The 19,122-nt window shown below is 63.7% G+C and carries 11 protein-coding genes and 3 pseudogenes; 6 read left to right on the top strand and 8 right to left on the bottom strand.

Translation table 11 applies throughout. The annotated features are described in order from the left end of the window. Positions 1-25: 25 nt before the first annotated feature. Complete coding sequence (locus HZ992_RS12660; protein ID WP_209386973.1) at positions 26-229, bottom strand: hypothetical protein; 204 nt, start codon at positions 227-229, stop codon at positions 26-28. Positions 230-651: 422 nt separating this feature from the next. Between HZ992_RS12660 and HZ992_RS12655 the strand changes: the two genes are divergently transcribed. Beyond that, entirely contained in the window at positions 652-6,183 is a 5,532-nt protein-coding gene (locus tag HZ992_RS12655) for a site-specific integrase (RefSeq protein ID WP_209386972.1), read from the top strand. Here the strand turns inward: HZ992_RS12655 and HZ992_RS12650 are convergent. The 5 genes and pseudogenes from HZ992_RS12650 to HZ992_RS12630 form a co-directional block, all read right to left on the bottom strand. Then, positions 6,161-7,141, bottom strand: a complete 981-nt coding sequence (locus HZ992_RS12650) for a hypothetical protein (protein ID WP_209386971.1) — start codon at positions 7,139-7,141, stop codon at positions 6,161-6,163. The two genes, HZ992_RS12655 and HZ992_RS12650, sit on opposite strands and share 23 nt — an antisense overlap. A 171-nt stretch (positions 7,142-7,312) precedes the next feature. After that, entirely contained in the window at positions 7,313-7,633 is a 321-nt protein-coding gene (locus HZ992_RS12645) for a hypothetical protein (protein ID WP_209386970.1), read from the bottom strand. Between the two features lie 384 nt (positions 7,634-8,017). After that, positions 8,018-8,851 (bottom strand): annotated as a pseudogene (gene istB / locus HZ992_RS12640) (IS21-like element helper ATPase IstB). After that, positions 8,848-10,345, bottom strand: a pseudogene (gene istA / locus HZ992_RS12635) (IS21 family transposase). The pseudogenes istB and istA overlap by 4 nt, the downstream one beginning before the upstream one ends. Positions 10,346-10,633: 288 nt before the next feature. Continuing rightward, on the bottom strand, positions 10,634-12,349 hold the full coding sequence (locus HZ992_RS12630; protein ID WP_209386969.1) for a methyl-accepting chemotaxis protein: 1,716 nt from the start codon (positions 12,347-12,349) through the stop codon (positions 10,634-10,636). 452 nt (positions 12,350-12,801) lie between these two features. Here HZ992_RS12630 and HZ992_RS12625 point away from each other — a divergent pair. Continuing rightward, positions 12,802-13,945: pseudogene (locus HZ992_RS12625) on the top strand (IS3 family transposase). Between the two features lie 240 nt (positions 13,946-14,185). Here HZ992_RS12625 and hpaR read toward each other — a convergent pair. Both hpaR and HZ992_RS26135 read right to left on the bottom strand, forming a co-directional pair. Further along, a complete protein-coding gene (gene hpaR, locus HZ992_RS12620; RefSeq protein ID WP_209386968.1) occupies positions 14,186-14,665 on the bottom strand; it encodes a homoprotocatechuate degradation operon regulator HpaR in 480 nt (159 codons plus the stop codon). A gap of 30 nt (positions 14,666-14,695) precedes the next feature. Then, a complete protein-coding gene (locus HZ992_RS26135; RefSeq protein ID WP_209387156.1) occupies positions 14,696-15,100 on the bottom strand; it encodes an ATP-binding protein in 405 nt (134 codons plus the stop codon). 519 nt (positions 15,101-15,619) lie between these two features. On the opposite strand from HZ992_RS26135, the gene HZ992_RS12610 reads away from it, so the two are divergent. The 4 genes from HZ992_RS12610 to hpaE are packed head-to-tail and all read left to right on the top strand — an operon-like array spanning position 15,620 to position 19,078. Next, positions 15,620-16,099, top strand: coding sequence for a nuclear transport factor 2 family protein (locus HZ992_RS12610; protein WP_209386967.1), 480 nt, complete (start codon positions 15,620-15,622; stop codon positions 16,097-16,099). A gap of 45 nt (positions 16,100-16,144) precedes the next feature. Beyond that, on the top strand, positions 16,145-16,822 hold the full coding sequence (locus HZ992_RS12605) for a fumarylacetoacetate hydrolase family protein (RefSeq protein ID WP_245213450.1): 678 nt from the start codon (positions 16,145-16,147) through the stop codon (positions 16,820-16,822). Continuing rightward, on the top strand, positions 16,819-17,619 hold the full coding sequence (locus HZ992_RS12600; protein WP_209386965.1) for a fumarylacetoacetate hydrolase family protein: 801 nt from the start codon (positions 16,819-16,821) through the stop codon (positions 17,617-17,619). The genes HZ992_RS12605 and HZ992_RS12600 overlap by 4 nt, the downstream gene beginning before the upstream one ends. Continuing rightward, positions 17,609-19,078 carry a 5-carboxymethyl-2-hydroxymuconate semialdehyde dehydrogenase gene (gene hpaE / locus HZ992_RS12595; protein ID WP_209386964.1) on the top strand — a complete coding sequence of 490 codons (1,470 nt, stop codon included), beginning with the start codon at positions 17,609-17,611 and terminating at the stop codon, positions 19,076-19,078. Before HZ992_RS12600 ends, hpaE begins: the two co-directional genes overlap by 11 nt. Positions 19,079-19,122 lie beyond the last annotated feature (44 nt).

Below are 19,122 nucleotides of genomic sequence, written 5' to 3'. Positions count from 1 at the left end.
GCTCGCAACCAATCACCCGTTCCCATCACGGGCTCCCGACGGCGAGCCATCCCAGGCCGAACGGAGAGAAGTGCACGGAGCCGGCTGCAGCGTCGGCGAGTAGCCTTCCAAATGCGTCGTCGCCTGCGCCGCGAGCGTCGGACTCGGCTCGGTCAGTGTCGGCGCGGGCCCTCGTCTCCTGGTCAAGTTCTCCCCACCAGGCGCCCACCTCGTCGTCGACGTACTTCATGTTGCGCTCGAGCGCTGTGAGTCGTGAATCCACCGCGGCCGCGGGAGCACGGCGGCGGTCGTCACGACCAGCGCGAGCGCGGCCCGGAAGAGTCACGGCCGCAGGAGCTGCGCAGCGCGCGGGCGCAGCAGATCAAGTGGTCGACTCGGCCCCTCTCGGCGCGCTGGGCCATTCCCCATGGCTTTCCCAGCCCCGGAAGAGTTAGGGCCGCTCACTGGCGGCCCCTGATGAAACGTGGCATTGCGAACCCCTCAGCTAGGCAATGCATAAGTGAATTGCTAGAAACGCAGAAAAGTCTAACATTGCATCATATGATGAGAGCATGCCTAGGGTAGGATCTGCAAAGAGACACGAGCTTTGATGCCTTGACGTCTACCACCCCTGACACACTAGGAGTGCGAACTCCTCGAGAAGCGGCACTCTTGGCTCGGCAGCGAAGCGGCGCCGACCCAATCATTGTGGCGTGGGAGACGACGTTCTGGGCTGCGATCCAGCCGCTTCGGGTCGACGGCGGATGGCAGTTTCTGCAGGCGTATGTCTTGGCGCCTGGCGACTGGTCGGCGCTGCTGGCGATCAAGCCATCCTGGCCCGCACTGCGGCTTCTGGACCGCTGGTGTCCAACCGACTTCGCGGCAATTCTGTCCACGGTCGAGTCGGTCCCAGGTTCCCCAACGGCCGTCCAAGGCGCTAACCAGTTCTACGGTACCTACTCGGAGTACGCGGTACTGGCGATGCTCAGCCAGGAGCACTTGGCTGGCGGTGGCGACGGTCTGCAGGTCGCCAAGGCGTTGTTGCTGCTGGCCATGCTGCGCGGCTCGCTGCTGACGACCTCCGACACGGTTACGGAGTGCGCTGACGGCATCCGCAAGTGCCTGACAGAGGCGAAGTGGTGGCGCCTGGCACACTGGGATGAAATGGGGTCGGCCAACGACCTGGTGACCACGCTGGATCACGCCCAGGAGCTGGTGAAGGAGGCGCTCGAACCGCTGCTCACCAAGCGCAGCACCGTGTATTCGTCCTTCCTGGTGAAGTTCTCCCAGGTCTTGGAAGGCCTGCGTTCGGGTGTTCAGCGCCTACCGGCCTCCAGTTTGATCATCTTTGCCGGCGACCCCGACGACGAGGGTGGCGCAAGACCTGAGCGCCGAGTTCAGCTGCTTCAGCCTGAACTTGCCGCACCGGCCGAGGGAAGCGTGAACGGCAAGGGGGCCACCGAAGACCCGGCGTTCAGCGCCGGCGAGGCGGGCGAGCAGATCGCGGTTGCTGGTGCCGACGAGCGATCGGCCAGCATGTGCGGCGAGAGCAACGCGCACGAAGAGTTCCGAGCCAGCGCGACGGGCTTCCGCGCCGCCATCACAAACCAGTATCTGGCGGTCGATCACGACCAACTCCTCCCGCACGAGTTGCGCGCGCTGGTCGGTGCGCTGCGGGCGGCGCTCCTCGGGACCAACCAAAAGGAGCGGCGCGCGGCGGCGCTGCTTTCGTTGTCACTGGTGACTGGCGAGATCTTGAGCTCTCTGGTCGAGACCATCGTCGAACCCACGGTTCGACCAGGGCTGAGGAGGGATGGATCCTGGGTCCGAGTGGTCCGGTCGGAGCCGAACGCACGCCAGCCTACGGACGCACAGCGAAAACTCCTGGCGGCCCACGGCGACCGGTTCCAACTGACCATGCCGGCAGCGTTAGAGGCCTACCTTGCCGAGTCCCTCGGGCACGCCACGCCAGGCTACCGGCTCGCGGACGCGCTCGGCGCTGCGCCAGAGGTGCTGGTGTCCGAGGCGCACGAGCTCCTGGCCAAGCTCCGGCAGAAGCACGCTCGCCTGCTCGTTGGCAAGCTCTCTCGGTGGCTGGCCACTGCGCTGTACGCCGCCTGCCACGACGCCGTGAAGGTGCATCTGCTGACCGCGGTGGAGTCCGACCCACCTTTGGCCGGCGCCTACTACTACGCTTGCCAGGCTGCCGAGTTGCAGCAACTGCACCGTCGGGTCGTCCTGGCTGCATGGCGCGAAGGCTCGAGCTCTCAAGCGAAAGCGGAGTTCCGGGTCGGATCCTGGTGGTACCTGCCGCCCCGCGAGCTCCGCCGCATCTACAAGCAAGCCAGGAAGGCGCTGCTCGGTAGAATCCGCGATCGTTCGTTGTCGCTTCAGTCTCGGCATCGGGCGCACCAGACACTCTCGGTCCTGAACCTGCTTCTCACGACAGGTGGCCGGCCGGTCGAGGACTTCGGCGACTCACTCGAGATGTTCGACCTCGATGCGCGCATCGGACTCCTGGACGACAAATCCGGAGGGCCGGCGCGCGGCCACCGGGTCGCCGTGCTGGCGGCTCTGGCGGTGGATCAGATCCGCGCCCAGTGCAGCTACCTGCGCGCGCTCATGACGGAGCTTCGCGGTGCAGCCCCCGCGACCGCGCGGGCCATCAAGTCAATCGTCTACCACCCTGAGCGGCGGATCGCTCCGCTGTTCTTCGATCTCGATGAGGACCTGCACATCTGCTCGTTGACGCCCGCCAAGCTGCGCAAGGAACTCGAGGGCATCTGGCCCCTGCCGCTGAACTTTGCGCGACACTGGCTATCGACCGAACTCCGCGAGCGCGGCGCCACTGCCGAGGTCATCTCGTCGCTTCTCGGACACGTGAGCATCGGAACGCAAAACCTGTCCCCGATCAGCTTGCAGGCCGTCGAGGCGCACTACGCGCCGCTGCGACCGCTCCTCGATGCCGCGGCGGCCGATACCGGCGTGCAGGCTGTCCCGGGTTGGCTGGAAGACTCCGCGGAGTCGGAGGCGCATGAAGATCTCGTCGGCATGGTGCGACCATTGTTTCTCTTCGGGCATGAGCGCCGGAGTGCGGAGCGCGCGCAGGAGCAGGATGCCATCTCGCGCGAGATCGACACACTCCTTGAAGAGTCGCTGAATGGCGCAGCGCTGAAGTCGCTGAACAACGAGAAGGTCGAGCTGTTGTTCAAGCGGCTCAGCGACCGCACGTCCAACACCAATACATACCGCGCGGTGCGCCTGCGTCAGGCGCTTCGCGAACTCCTTGCTCGAGCCGCGAAGCAGTACCAAACCGGCTGGAGCCTTCCTTCGGTCGAAGTGGCGATCTCAGACTTCGCGATCAAGATCGAGCACACGGCGCTGCGTGCAGCAGCTCAGACCGCTCGGCTGCGTCAGTGCCTCGTTGAAGAGTTGGAGGCCCACGCGGCCTCCGCACCCGAGGAGCCGAGAACCGGCGTCCTCGCACTGGCGCTGGCGGCCGAGGCATTGGTCCTTGATGCGCAGGTGTTGCAGGAATGGGCCTTGCAGCCGAAGCACGACCTGATCAACATCCCGGGGCGTGAAGACCCGCAGTCGCGCACGTGGTGGATCCGCCTGGCGTCTGACTCGTCCGGTGTCCGCCAGTTCGCGCTGCCGGAGTGGCTTGCTGCGACGCTCGTGCAGCACGACGGCAAGTGGACGGCCATTGACCGCGAAGTGTTTCTGGCCCAGGTTGCGCGGTTCGCGGACAAGTACAACCTCGGCTGGATGGCTGGCGGCCTGAAGGTCGCGGTGCAGACAGTGCGGGCCGCCGCCGCCGTGCGCCTGAGTGGCCTCGCGCATTCGTTTGCTACAGGGGACCACGGGTCCGTGTCACTGCCGCCGCAAGCTATCGAGCGTCTCGTGTGCGGCAAGCCGCTTCCCGGCACCCTCGAGGCACTCGCCAAGCAGAAGCCCGAGCCAACGCAGTCGGAGACGGACATAGTCGCCGGCGACCATGACGCGGCCCACACCGCCATCAGCACGACGCTCGTTGGTGTGCCGAAGTTTCTCGCGCTGGTCAGCAGGTGCTTTGCTGACGTCAGGAAGCTCTCGGTGACTAACGACGAGGGCATGGCCCATGGCCGCACCAGGATTGACGAACTGGGCAGGCTTGTCGACGTGCGCTTTGCAGCCCTGCAGGACGAAGTTGCCGTCCCGGCCATCTGTGGCCACCTCGCGCAGTGGCTGTGCGCCATGTGCAGGAAAGGCCGCACGCAAGGCGGGATCTACTCGCTGCGTAGCATCACGACCTACTGGTCCGCCATTGCCAAGCGCCTGATCGAGCATGTCGACACGGAGGATCTGGCGGCGATGGACCCCGTGGAGATCGAGGAACTCTACGTCGACCTGGTGGAATTCGCCGACACCGAGCAACTCGAGCATATCGAAACGGCACTGCGTGTCTTCCACGCCTATCTGCGCAAGCGCCATGGTGTGCCACCCATCGACTGGCGGCCCGTCCGCGCTCTTGCGCGTGGTGAGCCCGGGCGGGTGGACGCCAACCTCATTGCCGAGGACGAGTACCTCCAAGCCATTGAGTTGTTGAAGGGCGATTCGGAAGTGGACGCAAGACGCCGCCTGATGAACGCAGCGATTCTGGTGCTCTGCTATCGAGCGGGGCTGCGTATCGGCGAAGCCATGGGCCTGCGCAGAAAGGACATCCAGTTCGTCGGCGGTGTCTGGATCATTCGGGTGTCGGGCAACCTCTACCGTCGTCTCAAGTCGGACACCTCGATGCGCATCGTGCCGATCCTCGAGACGTTGAGCCCGGCCGAGCACAAGGTTCTGCAGGACTGGCTCCGGCACGCAGACCTGTATCACGATGGTCGCGAGACCACCGCGCTCTTTGTGCGCTCGGCCGATGTGCGCAGCATGATGCCGCGAGGCCGCGTAGCCGTGCGCCTGCGAGATGCCCTTCAGGCCGTGACGGGCGACCCTCAGGTTCGTGTTCACCATTGCCGCCATGGCCTGCCCAACCGCCTGCTGGCAGCTGCGCTCGCACTGCATCAGGGCGCCAATGCGCATCTGCAGGTCGCTCTGCGGAAGTGGTGCGAGCCGGAGGCGCTGCTCAATGTCTTGACGCAGGAGGCCGTTGCGACCCGGCGTCTGATCTGGGCGATTGCGAACATCATGGGGCACACGCCGAGGACCCTGCTTCGCTCGTATTGGCACCTGGGCGGAGAGCTTCTGGCCATGGAGTTGAAGACGGCCTGGTGGCCAGACAGCAGACCCGTCGGCAAAACGCTGACTCCTGCCGAACTGCGACGGTTCGCACTGCGCTGGAAGCCCCGGACGGCCGAGATGCACAAGCTCGAGCCTGAGACCTACCGCAACCTGACGCCCGATGCGGTGGATGATGTGCTCGACGTACTGCGGCAGTATGGTCGGGCCGACGGTGTCGCTGCGGCCACCATGGTTTCGGAGGAGCACATCCAGGCGGTGGCCCAGGCTGCCGCCGCAATCGCGGAGCAGGCGCGTGGCAGGCACACGGAGCGTACGGGCTGGTGGCTCATCGAGAAGGACGCGCGGTACGAGCCTGCCCAGATCCGCCAGGTTCGAGAAGCGCTCTCGAAGCTTGGTGAGTCCCTCACCAAGGACGAGAACTCGTTGCTGCGCCTGACCAAGCTCGGATGGCATGTCGACGAGCGACAGAACATGCTCGTGACGAGCAGCGAGTCGGAGATGCTGGGCTACGCGCGCGTGCTCGGCGCTTTGGTCGACGATGCAAAGAACGTTGAAGTCGTTCTTCCGACCTCAACATCGAAGATTGGTGGGGCGTCCAAAGAGTCTGCGGCCGGCTCACCGCCTGTGCGCAAGCGCGGCCGGCCCAAGAAGGGCTCGGTCGCGGGCCCGCTGGCTGTGAGCAATGACGTTTGGGCCGGCTGGTTGGAACTGATTGAGAAGGCCGGCTACAGCCACACGAGGCGAGCGCACCTTGCCGCCTCCCGCGACGGCGGTGCGAACAGGAAGGTTCGTCAGCTTCGCGTCGGCGTGCGCATCCGGCAGAACACGACCGACCGAGTGCGCGACTCGCGCATTGGCATGCGCGTGCTCCTTGCTGCAGCGGTCTGGAGTGCCGTGACCGTCGCGCCCGCCCGCCGGACGGATCCGGCGGGCGGGCGCGACGGGAGAGCCCTCCTCACGCAGCCGGACGCGAGCTAGGCGGCGGGTCCAGTGGACGCTTCCGGTTAGCTCGCTGCGAAGCAGCGCGCTCGAACACTTCGGCCTGTTCGATCAGGCTCGCAGTGGCTGCATGCAGACGCCGCAAGCTTTTCAGCTGCGAGGCGTCGCGGATCTCGACAGCCACCAGATGGTGGACGTGGCGCTCGAGCTCAGGCGCCTTCTCGCAATGCTCAGTGGCGCGCCTGACGTTGAGCCAGCAGCTGCCGCCGCAGAGGGCGTGGGCCCGGGCGGTCAGATCAGACTCCGCATCGTCTTCCGCATCCGTGTCCACCTTGATGGCGGGTGCGCCGTTGAGCGGAGCGGCCGACAACTGTTTGCCGGATCGGCTGGAACGGAGGATCGCTTCGATCCACGTCGTGCTCGGCTCAGGATCCTGGAGCCAGGTGGACTTGGCGCACTTGTGGACCTCGGTGAATCGGAGTGCGCCAAGTTCGGAGACGTAGCCGGCCCGGACGGCGAAGCTGAAAGCCGTTGGCACCCCCCTCTTCTTCACCTGGGCGACTTGGTCGAACAGGCGGTCGCCGTCGTTCTGCGCAGAGCGCGTGAACGGCAGCGGCGAAGCAATGGCCGCCATGGCCCCACCAAGTCGCTCTGCCATCGCAGCAGCGGCCGCGCCGAGCCGCCGGGTCGTTTCGTGGTCGAACTCGGTGTCCGAGACCGCGGTGATCTGGATCAGCGAAGTGTCGGCCTCGATCCGATGCCGCAGGTCGATGCTGGCGATAGAAGCCAATGCTTCAGAAAGCAACTTCCCGGACTCGACGAGCAGGGGCCCGACGACACCGAGTACCCGAACTCTGAAGAGTTGGCTCGCCCCTTGGTCCTCTTCACTGGCGTCGAAGAGGGTTGCTTGGGTCTGGGCGATCGCCATCGAGAGGATGGTGCGTGCGAAACGGGTTGGCTCGCCCTCGGGCGCTGAGCCGGTAGGTTGTTTTGCCACTGGAGTGCTCCTGGTGGCCCGCGGTTGTGGCTCGCCGTGTCGGCGGCGGCGTTGTGCGGGCAGATCGTGAACTCGCGCGATGTCAGGCCGGCCATCCGAGACCTCGAGGTCTGCGGGGGGCAGCTGTCGCGGACCTGGTTAGGCCGGCTACTGGAGCCGGCTCGCAGGAGTTCAGCGAGCAGGAGGGTGGTAAGGCACCTCCTCGGCCGCCGATGTCCACGTGATGGGCGAATGGATGCGGAAGTACAGGTTGCGCCCGTGCGGCTCAGCCGAGCGCGGCGGAATGATGGCCAAGACCAGGCAGACTGCGGACACCGCGAGCCAGAGCGCGAACAAGACTTGTGAGATGCCGGCGTAGTGCGTCTCCAAGGCCGTGGCAAGCGCAACGACAAATGCGATGAGCAGGGTGGATCGAGAAGTCCTCAGGAACTGCAGCACCCCGGGCTTCAGGTAATCTGTAACTCGATCGGCGAGCGCAAGGACAAGCAGCATGACGCAGCAAGCTGCCCAACCTGCGGATTGGCGCGCGGCGGAGGCAAATTCTGCTAGTGGAGCCATGGCGAGAGATCCCGTGCTTGATTGACGCAAGCCTTGGATGGGAGCGTATCACCGGAAAGTGCAACCGTTTCCGCCCAATAATGTGCCCGCAGCCCCACTTTGGTCAGTGATTTGGCGCAACTGCGTTCAACGGATCTGCCTGATGATTGAACCAGGTCGTGTCTTCTGGAGCGCCAAGGGACGGGCGCGATCCCCCACGCTCCGGCCGATTGGAGCGCAAATGGGGGTGCTTCGACGGACTTTCAGCGGGGAATGCGTGTTGACGCTCACCGTAATCTGACCCGGCGTGCTCATTCAATACTGACCCACCCCTGAAGGCTACCTGAGGGAGCCTTTGTCTAAGGATATCTCTGAGTTCTTGGCTTGCGGGTTGAGTCCTTTCTTTCGGTGAGTGGTTGTTCGGGTCCTGGCGGCGGTGGTGGTCGAACTTCTGTGCTTGAAGCGCCAGGAGTCGTTGCCGGTCTCCACGATGTGGCAGTGGTGGGTGAGGCGGTCCAGCAGCGCGGTGGTCATCTTGGCGTCGCCGAAGACGCTGGCCCACTCGCCGAAGCTCAGGTTGGTGGTGATGACCACACTGGCGTGCTCGTACAGCTTGCTCAACAGGTGAATCAGCAAGGCCCCGCCGGCCTGGCTGAACGGCAGGTAGCCCAGCTCGTCGAGCACCAGCATGTCCACGTAGGTCAGCCGGTGCGCGATCTGCCCGGCCTTGTCCATGGCCTTCTCCTGCTCCAGCGCGTTGACCAGCTCGATCGTCGAGTGGAAGCGAACCCGCTTGCCGTGTCGCTGCACCGCCTCAATGCCAAGCGCCGTGGCCAGGTGCGTCTTGCCGGTGCCAGGGCCGCCGATGAGCACCACGTTGTGTGCCGCCTCGGTGAACTGCGTCGCGTGCAGCCGCCGCATCAGTGCTTCGTCGACCGCGCTCGCGTCGAACTCGAAGCCCGCCAGGTCCCGGTGCGCCGGGAAGCGCGCCGCGCTCATCTAGTAGGCGATCAAGCGCACGTTGCGCTCGGCACCTTCGGCATCCAGCAGTTGCTCGACCAGTCGCTCTGGCTCCAGCGCCCCATGCCGGCAGTGCGCCAGCAACTCCGGCCAGTTCGAGTCCATGCCGTGCAGCTTGAGCGCCTTCAGCCGCGCCACGATGTCCGCGCTCATGAGCGCACCTCCCTCAGCGTGTCGTAGCGCTGCAAGTCCGCCCGGGGCTCCTCGCTCAGGGCCATGGCTGACTTGCCCAGATCCTGGATGAACGGCATGCCGTCCTTCAGCCGCGCCAGCACGTTGAGCACATGCTCGGCACTCGGCCGCTGCGCCTCCAGCGCGAGCTCAGCGGCCACCAGCACCGCCTCCAGCCCGTGCACAGGCACGGCCGCCAGCACCTGCGCCATCACCCGGTCGCCTCCGGCGTTGCGCAGCAGGTGCCGCTGCAGCGTCTGCAGCGCCTCGGGCATCACCTTGACCGGCGCCCCGTTGCGCAGCGCCCCGGGTTTGGTCTGCACCAGCGGGATGTAGTACTGCCAGTCGTAGAAGGTCAGGTCGCGTTCGAAGCTCCTGGCATGCCGAGCCACTTCGGCGCCATCGACCACGAGCACCAGCTTGTGTGGGTACACGCGCAGGCTGAGCACCTCGTTGACGTGCCGCGTGGGCACGCTGTAGCGGTTGCGCTGGAAGTGCACCAGGGCCGTGGCCGAGACGCGCACCGGCCGCTCCACGTAGCCGTCGAAAGGCTTGGACGCCGGTATCAGTCGGGTTTGCTCGTCCTGCAGTACCTCGGCCACCGTCAGGCTCGGCCACTCAGGGTGCGCCGTCTCGGCCCAGCAGGCGCGGCAGCGTTCTCCAAGCCATGTGTTAAAGGTAGCCAGATCCGCCCAGCGGCGTTCGGCTGCCTCTCTCCAGACCTGACGCCGCCGGTCCTGCACGTTCTTCTCGACGATGCCCTTCTCCCAGCCCGAGGCCGGGTTGCAGAACTCGGGCTCGAACAGGTAGTGCGAGCACATCGCCTGGAAGCGCGCGTTGACCGAGCGCGCCTTGCCCACGCCGACCTTGTCCACCGCGGTCTTCATGTTGTCGTACACGCCCCGGCGCGGGATGCCGCCGAAGGCCTCGAAGGCCCGCGCGTGCGCGTCGAACAGAGTCTCGTGGCTCTGGGCGGGGTAGGCGCTCAGCCAGAACGCCCGTGAACTGACCAGCTTGGTGTGCGCCACCTCAAGGCGGCGGCGCAGTCCACCGATGAAGACGTACTCGCAGCTCCAGTCGAACTGGAAGGCGTCCCCGAGCTCGAAGCTCATCGGCACGAAGGCCGCACGTCGCGGAGCGGCGTCCTGCTCGGCCTGCCAGCGGCGCACCCACGCCGTCACGCGCGCGTAGCTTCCCGCGTAACCCAGCGCGCGGATCTGCTCGAACAGCATCTTGGCCGTGCGCCGCTCGCGCACCGAGCGGTGCGCGTCGGCCTTCAGCGTCGCCCCAAGGTACTCGGCCCACGCGTCCACGACGCTGCACGCCTCGCGCTTGGGGTACTTCGGTTCGGTCACGCCCTCCTGGCGCAACCACTGTCGCACGAGTGTTCCTCGACAGCCCCGTGCGCCGCCTCACCTCGCGGATGGACAGCCCATCACGCAAGTGCATCCGCCTCATCTTGGCCAACATGCCCACGCTGATCACTCCTGGCTCTTCCTGCTCGTTCTTCAAGCAGGGCAGTGTGTTTGCGTGGGTCAGTTTTCGACGAGCACAGCCCCCGTAGGTGGGTCAGTTTTCAGTGAGCGTCAACAGCTCAGGAACTCGCCTGCTGATTGAATGCTGTGCTGCGTGCCTGGCGAGCGTATGTCGATCTCGAGCCCAGGCTGTGCCTGGCTTCTGCGCTCGAGGACTGTTTCGTGCGGGACTTCTACTACGGCTTCCATCAAGGCTCCTGGTGTGGATTGCAGCTACTGCTCAGGGCCTTCAGAACGTTTCCCAGTCGGGGCTGTTACCGCCGCTCGCAGCCGCCACCGCCTTGCCTTTGCTGGCCACCTTGGCTTTCGGGCTCGACTTGATCGTGGACGGCCGGCTCGCCTGTTGTGCATGCGCAATGACGGCTTGAGACGAGTCCTGGCTCAGCTTGAAGACGCTCACCACTTCGGCAAGGCGGCTCGCCTGTTGCTTGAGGCTGTCCGCGGCGGCAGCGCTCTCTTCGACGAGTGCCGCGTTTTGCTGCGTTACCTGGTCCAGTTGGTTCACGGCATCACTGACTTGCCCGATGCCGCTGGTCTGCTCGATGGTGGCGGAGCTAATTTCTGCAATCAGGTCAGCAACCCGCTTGACCTGGGCAACGATGTCTTCCATGTTGGCGCCGGCGTCGCCGACCAGCTTCGAACCGGCTTCGACCTTCTCAACGCTGGCGCCAATCAGGGACTTGATCTCCTTGGCCGCTTCGGCGCTGCGTTGCGCCAGGCTGCGCACCTCGCTGGCAACTACCGCGAAGCCTCTGCCCTGTTCACCAGCGCGTGCTGCCTCCACGGCGGCATTCAGGGCCAGGATGTTGGTCTGGAAGGCGATTCCGTCGATAACCCCGATGATGTCGGAGATCTTCTTCGAGCTCGTGGTGATGTCGTCCATGGTGGAGACCACCTGGCCGACGACCTGGCCGCCCTTGATCGCCGCGGCACTCGCCGACGTGGCGAGTTGAGTGGCTTGGCGCGCGGTATCAGCGTTGTTCTTGACGGTGGAGTTCATCTGCTCCATTGAGGCTGCGGTCTGTTGCAGATTGGAGGCCTGTTCCTCGGTCCGTTGGGACAGATCCGCGTTGCCGGTGGCGATCTGCGCCGAGCCTGTTGCGATCGAGTCCGAAGCGTTGCGCACCTGGCCGACCACCCGGGCCAGACTGTTCTGCATGTCGCCGAGCGATGCCAGAACGCTGCCCGCAGGAGCACCCTGCGCGCCCGACACGGTACCGAGGTCGCCGCTGGCAACGCGCTGGGCGGCCTCGCTCAGTTGCGTCGGTTCGGCGCCGAGGGCGCGTGTCAGCCCCCGAGTGATCATCAAGGCCAGCCCGATCGCCAGGCCGATGGCCAAGGCGCATGCGCCTAGCATCATGTTGCGACTGGCAGCGTAAGCAGACTCTGCCGTCTTGACTTCCTCAGCGGCAGTCGTCTGGGCAAACGCGATGTACTCGTTGGTTGCCTTGATCAACCCGGCCAGGAGGGGGCGGCAATCGGCATTCATCTTGCCGATGGCCTCGTCGCGCTTGTCGGCCAGCGCCAGGCTGACGATGTTCAGAGCGACAGGCCCGTAGCGGGACTCGACGCTCTCGACTTCAGCGAACAGCTTGCGCTCGCGCTCGGCCACGTCAGCAGTCTTCGCGATCGTTTCCTTGAGCTTGGCGATTGTTCCAGTGACCTTCTCGTGGGCCTTGGTCACGGCTGCCTTTTCGGCCTCGCGATCGGCTGGCGAGGTCACAAGCACCAGGTTGCGCGCGCTGACGGCACGGTCGTTCGTAGCGTTGAGGACGTCGTTGGCGAGCGCCATCCGTGCGCCGGTCTCGTTGACGTAGCTTGCGTAGTCCTCGTGTCCCTGACTCAAGGCCCTTACGGCCAGGGCGGACACGATGAGCACGATTGCAGCTAGGCAGCCAAAGGCGGCGGTCAGCTTGGCTTTGACGGTGAGCTTCCCGAGACTCATAGTTACTCCTTCTGGTACGACTGAGTGCAAGCTTGAGAGGATCAGTGCGCCCAGGTCGTCAGCTGCGCATGCAACTGCAACGGCGACCATGATCCCGCACCGTACTATCGGCGGCGCGCAGTGACGTCTAAAGGTAGAAATGACGGGCAACACGCACATATTGGCGCTGGAGCACCAGATGCGAGCCCGCAGGTGAGCATTCGGTCACGCGGCGTAAGCCACGCCGGGCGTCCCGCGAAGTCGTGATCGGCAGCTAGGCTGGGTACGCCACGGCAAGCCTGAGGCTCGGTCGCGTAGCCAGCGCCCGCCGAGCACCCTCAAAGGCCGCTCTGTGGTGCCGAATTCATGTGACCCCTGTCCTAGCAAATGACCTGCCCTGTCGCAGCAAACAGGACCAATCAGATACAGAGCGACCGGCACGATTGAAGGCCTGCAAGGGCCGGGAGCATGTCATGAAGAGAAGCAAGTTCACCGAGGACCAGATCGCGTTTGCGATGAAGCAAAACGAGCTGGGCGCGAGCGTCGAGGAGGTGTGCCGCAAGATGGGCATCAGCGAAGCGAGGTTCTATGTGTGGAAGAAGAAGTACAACGGCATCGGGCCGTCCGAGAGACGCGACAGTTGCGCCAGCTCGAAGAGGAGAACCGCCGGCTCAAGCTGATCGTCGCGGACCTGAGCCTGGACAAGGCGATGCTGCAGGCTGTCGTCGCAAAAACGGTCCGAGGCCTTCGCATCGACGCGAGTTGGTGCCCGAGTTGATGCAACGATTCGGCTGCAGCAAGCGCAATGCACTGCGCATCGTGGGCATGTCCGCCTCGACGTATCGATATACGTCGACCAAGCGCGACGAGTCAGCGCTGAAGCTGCGCATCAAGGAGATCACCAACACGCGCGTGCACAACGGATATCGCCGGGTGCATGTTCTGTTGCGACGCGAAGGCCATCGAGACAACGTCAAGCGCGTGTACCGCCTATACCGCGAGGAGGGTCTGTCGCTACGGCTGAAGCGGCCACGGCGCAACAAGGCTGCCAAGCTGCGCCAGCCCAAGCAACTGGCCTTTGCGATCAATGAGATCTGGAGCATGGACTTTGATGCCGACGCACTGTTTGACGGTCGCAAGCTGCGCATGCTCACCGTGGTCGATTGCTACACGCGCGAGCGCCTGGCAATCGATGTGGGTCAAAGCCTGAAGGGAGAAGACGTGGTCGACAGCCTGAACCGGATCTCCGCGCAGCGCGGGCTTCCCAAGACGATCAAGACCGACAACGGAAGCGAGTTCATCTCGAAAGCGATGGACAAGTGGGCCTTTGAGCGTAGCGTCGAGATCGACTTCAGCCGACCTGGCAAACCGACCGACAACGCGCGCGTCGAAAGCTTCAACGGACGGCTGCGTCAGGAGTGGCTGAACACGCACTGATTCCTGACGCTAGACGATGCGAAGGCCAAGATCGCAGCTTGGCGCATCGACTACAACGAGGCTCGACCCCACTCCGCGCTAGACTGGGCAACACCTGCCGAATTCGCCCGCCGATGTGACCTGCAGGCCGCATCGGCGACATCCGAGGAGCCGGAAGTTCCTACTTCTGAGCGGTACTGAAACGGGTACAGGGTCAAAGGCCGTCGAAGCCTGGATGCATGTAGGCAGGGCGCTGGACGCGTCCGCGGATGTCGAGGGCCGCAAGTTGGCTGGCGCCATCGTGGCGTTCATTAAGGAGATGCCGATCAGTCAGGCGGCTGCTCCGCAGCGTGCCGCGCCGGAAGTGGCGCCGCATTCCAGACCCATCGACATCAGCCCCCAACGGTGAGGCGGCTCTGGCGCAAGCCTAACTGGTCCCGACTACTCTTCCTTCGACGCAGGCTGCACGCCCGCTTCTGACAGACGCTGATTGACCGCGTCCAGAACGCGATGGAGCTCGTTCAGTAGTTCTTTGCCAACCAAGGCTTCAAGCTTGACGTACTCCGCTTCGATCCGAGGGCGCATCTGCTTGGCAAGTGCGCGACTATGTGTAGTGGCACTTACCAGTACGCGGCGCTGATCGTGCTCCATCCGTTGCTTCTCAATCAGGCCTTGGAGCTCCATGCGGCCCAAGATCACTGCAATACTGGAACTGGAGATGCAACAGGCCTGACCAATCTGCCAAGACTCCAGCGGTCCGCATTCAAGTAGCGCACGGAGGATCCGCCATTGCTGGTCAGTTAGATCGTGCGAATTGAAGATGGGACGAAATCGACTCAGCACGCCCTCCCGAGCATGTAAAAGCAGCAGCGGAAGATTGCGGTGGACAAAGCGCAGATGTGGGGGACCGGAACTTTTCATGCGCAGATGGTAAGGCCCCCGATAGGGTGGCTAATGGAGTAGACCATTTTTTGCAGGGCAGCCGGGCTGCGGGCTTGGCTCTTCGCTCCTGCTCCCGAGCCTTGATGTGCCGCTTGTTGCTGGCCGTGGCGTGTGTGACCTGGTGGCTGCCTTGCCGGGCTGCACGATGCGGCAGTGGTGCGTGAGTCGGTCCAACCGCGCCGAGTCCGTCTTCGCGGCGCTGACGACGCTGGACGACTCTACGAAGTCCAGGTTGGTCGTGATCACGACGCTAGTGTGCTCGTACAGCTTGCTCGGCAGATGGAACGGCAATGCGCTGCCGCCCTGGCTGGGCGGCAGGTTTGTCCTCGTGGAGTGAGCCCCTGAGGCTGGACCACCTGGGCCGCCAGAACCAAGCCGCCCGCTGAGCGAGTTGGCCTCGTAGTTCCCCGCCATAGTCGCCTCGACTTCCTGGCCGGCGAACACGCCGCTGTCGCGCTGTGTCAGCCAGAGTTGGATGAGACTGGCAGATAGGCTGTACTTCTGCTGCGCCTCGCGGCGGCCAAGTCCGCCGGAGCGGATCTCCTGGCACAGCTGCAGCTTGAACTGCGCCGAGTGCCGACGGTAGGAGCCTCGTGAAGGCATGGACCATCTCCTTGTCCAAGCCCAGCCGGCGTATCGGTCCGACGATCCCAGTCAGCCCAACCTCAGAGGTTCACTCCACACCAACAGTCGTGCGAGTCGCACACGGCATAGGCGTGCAGTTGAGGCAACAACCTGCGAACCTGGGCGCCACGTCCCGTGGTCAGTAGTAACCCGCATCGATCGGCGCAGGGGTTGACTGGTGTTCACGTAGATCATAGTATTACATCGCTTAGATCGTAGTGAAACAGAGCGAGCCATCGAAGCTCACCCAGGCTACGCGGCCCATGTGCCGGATTCGGCTGTCCATTCACACTTCAGGAGATTTTGCTTATGCGCTTTGGTCAATTGCTTGTTGCGTCCGTACTTGCTGTGGTGTCGCTGCTGGCCGGTGCTCAAACGGTTGGGGTGCGCGGCGAACAATCCGCCTCAGAGAAGCGAAACGAGCAGGTCGTGCTCGACTTCTATGACAAGGCCATCAACAAGAAGGACTTCGAAGCCGCGTCTGCGCTGCTTGGTGATCGCTACATCCAGCACAACCCCACCGCCGGCGATGGCCACGAGGGGCTGAAGAAGTTCATTGAAGCTTTGCGTACGCGGCTGCCGAACTACAAGAGTCGGATCGTGAGCGTCTTCACCGACGGCGACTTCGTGCTGCTGCACGTCCACAACGTCCGTGAGCCCAGCACCCGTGGTTTCGCAATCGTTGACATCTTCCGCCTAGACAAGAACGGAGAGATTGTTCAGCACTGGGATGTGCGTCAGGAGATTCCTGATCCGGCGACGGCGGCCAACCAGAACGGGATGTTCTGAGAAGACTTCGTGCTGTGCGGATGTGTATGCCTTTGAGGAATGATGATGTTCGAAATCGACGTGGCGCCGTTCGCGCTGTCCGGAGTCGTTTACACCGCGCTGCTCAACGACCCGGATGCAACCGCCTCCCTGGGTGACGCCGTAGTGCAGGCGCCGTACAAGGCGCTGCCTGTGCACCCGGTCTTGGGATTGAAGCCGCGCAATTCCCTGGCTTGGGGTGACGCCGAAGTCGCTGTTCCATCCGATGTCGTTTCGTTGGCCATGGGGCCGACTCTGGCAGTTGTCATCGGTCGCCCTGCCTGCCGTCTTGCGCCAGACGAAGCAATCAGCGTGATTGCCGGCTACGGCGTGGCCAACGACATCAGCATCCCGGTCCAAAGTCACTACAGGCCAGCTTTGCGGCAACGGGTCCGGGACGGGTTCTGCGTGCTCGGCACCCAAGTGGTGCCCGCAGATCGCATTGCATCGCCGGACGGGCTGCGAGTGCGGCTGTCCGTGGATGGGCGGCACATCCACACCGCAACAACCGGCGCAAGAGTACGCAACGTAGCTCGTTTGTTGTCGGACGTCACTGCATTCATGACCTTGCACCCGGGGGACATTGTTCTCCTTGGCGCCGCCCACGGCGCGCCGACCGCACGAGCTGGTCAGCGCGTGGAGATTGAGATCGAAGGCGTGGGCGGCCTGACGCATCGCCTGGTTGCCGGGGAGGGTGAACAATGAAGTCAGCTCGGGTGGCCTACTCCGGAGCGATCCACTGGGCTCGGCCTCACACATCCGGTTTGCAACTCACCGACGGGCGCGTGCTCGCTGAGGAGGACGTCGTCTGGTTGCCGCCATTCGCGCCCGGCACCGTGATCGCCTTGGGCTTGAACTATGCGGATCACCTGAAGGAACTTGCTGCAGAGCTCACCATTGACCAGAAGGATGAGCCGTTGGCATTCCTGAAGGGGCCGAATGCACTGATCGGACACCGGGCCCAAACCCGGCGACCCTCGGATGTCGGCTTTATGCACTACGAGTGTGAACTGGCCGTTGTGATCGGACGTACCGCCACCCGTGTGAAGGCGCGCGAAGCCTTGAGCCACGTGGCTGGATACACCGTGTGCAATGACTACGCCATTCGTGACTATCTGGAGAACTGGTACCGGCCCAACCTGCGTGTCAAGAACCGCGATGGTGCGACTGCGCTAGGACCCTGGTTTGTTGACGCCGCCGACGTCCCCGACCCTCAGGTGCTCGCACTCAGCACTCGGGTCAACGGTCAGCTGGTCCAACAAGGAAGCACGCGGGACATGGTGCACACCGTGCCGCAGCTCATTGAGTATCTCAGTCACTTCATGACTCTGCGAAGTGGCGACGTAATCCTGACAGGCACCCCGCACGGCGTCGTCAATGTCAATGTGGGCGATGAAGTGGTCACCGAAATTGAAGGCATCGGACGCCTTGTGAACTACATCGTCGGCGACGACACCTTCGGCATCCATTCCAACCCTTCGGCCAAAGTAAATGCGAATTGAACATCTGATCGATGGTGCGCCCGTTCAGGGGCGCGACTACTTCGAAACTGTCAACCCCGCCACGCAAGAGGTCCTGGCTGAAGTGGCCAGTGGCACCGAAGACGACGTCAATCGAGCCGTGGCCGCAGCCAAGGCTGCCTTCCCTAAGTGGGCCGGCCTGGAGGCTGGCGACAGGGCCCGACTCGTGCGCAGACTTGGGGATCTGATTGCCGCAAATGTTCCGGAACTCTCGCAGATGGAGACGAAAGACACTGGCCAGGCGATTGGTCAGACGGGGCGCCAGCTCATTCCACGTGCGTCGAACAATTTCTACTACTTCGCCGAAATGTGCACGCGCGTTGACGGACATACCTATCCAACGCCAACGCATCTGAACTACACGCTCTTCCATCCGGTGGGCGTATGTGCACTGATCAGCCCCTGGAACGTGCCCTTCATGACGGCTACGTGGAAGGTCGCTCCTTGTCTGGCCTTTGGAAACACCGCTGTGCTGAAGATGAGCGAACTCAGTCCCCTGACCGCGGCGCGACTGGGTGAGCTGGCTCTGGAGGCCGGTATTCCGAAGGGTGTGCTCAACGTCGTTCACGGGTTCGGTCGTGAGGCTGGTGAGCCGCTTTGCCGGCATCCTGACGTGCGTGCCATTTCCTTCACCGGCTCCACAGTCACCGGCAACCGAATTGTCCAGGCGGCAGGACTGAAGAAGTTCAGTATGGAACTGGGAGGGAAGAGCCCCTTCGTCGTGTTTGACGATGCGGACATGGAGCGCGCACTCGATGCAGCCGTCTTCATGATCTTCTCCAACAACGGCGAACGTTGCACTGCCGGTAGTCGCATCCTCGTGCAGAGGACGATCTATGAGGACTTCGTGGCACGGTTCGCCGAGCGCGCAAGGCGGATCACCGTCGGCGATCCGTTGGATGAGGCAACGATTGTCGGCCCGATGATCAGTTCCGCTCATCTGCAGAAGGTGCGCAGCTACATCGAACTTGGAAGTAAGGAAGGCGCGACGCTCGTTTGCGGCGGTCTTGATCGCCCCGACTACGCTCCGGAGCTGGCGGCCCACCTGAGGCACGGCAACTACGTCTGGCCGACAGTGTTCGCCGACGTAAACAATCGCATGCGCATCGCGCAAGAGGAAATCTTCGGACCGGTGGCTTGCTTGATTCCCTTTGCTGACGAAGCCGAAGCGATCCAGATCGCCAATGACGTCGCATACGGCTTGTCCAGCTACGTGTGGACCGAGAACATCGGTCGTGCGCACCGAGTGGCTGCCGCCATTGAGGCTGGGATGTGCTTCGTCAACAGCCAAAACGTGCGCGACCTTCGTCAACCATTTGGTGGAACCAAGGCCAGTGGTGTCGGACGCGAAGGTGGCACCTGGAGCTACGAGGTATTCCTGGAGCCCAAGAACGTTGCGGTCTCCCTGGGCTCCCATCACATCCCTCGCTGGGGCATCTAAGCCCGCCAAACAAAGCAACTCCGTTGGCGGGTGAGTCCACTCCG

The sequence above is a fragment of the Rhizobacter sp. AJA081-3 genome, assembly GCF_017795745.1.
GTDB lineage: Bacteria > Pseudomonadota > Gammaproteobacteria > Burkholderiales > Burkholderiaceae_C > Piscinibacter.
This window is presented reverse-complemented; position numbering and strand designations above follow the sequence as displayed.

Excerpts from the sequence above, each read along its gene's own strand:
- HZ992_RS12660 (WP_209386973.1), bottom strand. The coding sequence starts at position 229 with ATGAAGTACGTCGACGACGAGGTGGGCGCCTGGTGGGGAGAACTTGAC.
- HZ992_RS12645 (WP_209386970.1), bottom strand. The coding sequence starts at position 7,633 with ATGCTGCTTGTCCTTGCGCTCGCCGATCGAGTTACAGATTACCTGAAG.
- HZ992_RS12630 (WP_209386969.1), bottom strand. The coding sequence starts at position 12,349 with ATGAGTCTCGGGAAGCTCACCGTCAAAGCCAAGCTGACCGCCGCCTTT.
- hpaR (WP_209386968.1), bottom strand. The coding sequence starts at position 14,665 with ATGAAAAGTTCCGGTCCCCCACATCTGCGCTTTGTCCACCGCAATCTT.
- HZ992_RS26135 (WP_209387156.1), bottom strand. The coding sequence starts at position 15,100 with ATGGCGGGGAACTACGAGGCCAACTCGCTCAGCGGGCGGCTTGGTTCT.
- HZ992_RS12610 (WP_209386967.1), top strand. The coding sequence starts at position 15,620 with ATGCGCTTTGGTCAATTGCTTGTTGCGTCCGTACTTGCTGTGGTGTCG.
- HZ992_RS12605 (WP_245213450.1), top strand. The coding sequence starts at position 16,145 with ATGTTCGAAATCGACGTGGCGCCGTTCGCGCTGTCCGGAGTCGTTTAC.
- HZ992_RS12600 (WP_209386965.1), top strand. The coding sequence starts at position 16,819 with ATGAAGTCAGCTCGGGTGGCCTACTCCGGAGCGATCCACTGGGCTCGG.
- hpaE (WP_209386964.1), top strand. The coding sequence starts at position 17,609 with ATGCGAATTGAACATCTGATCGATGGTGCGCCCGTTCAGGGGCGCGAC.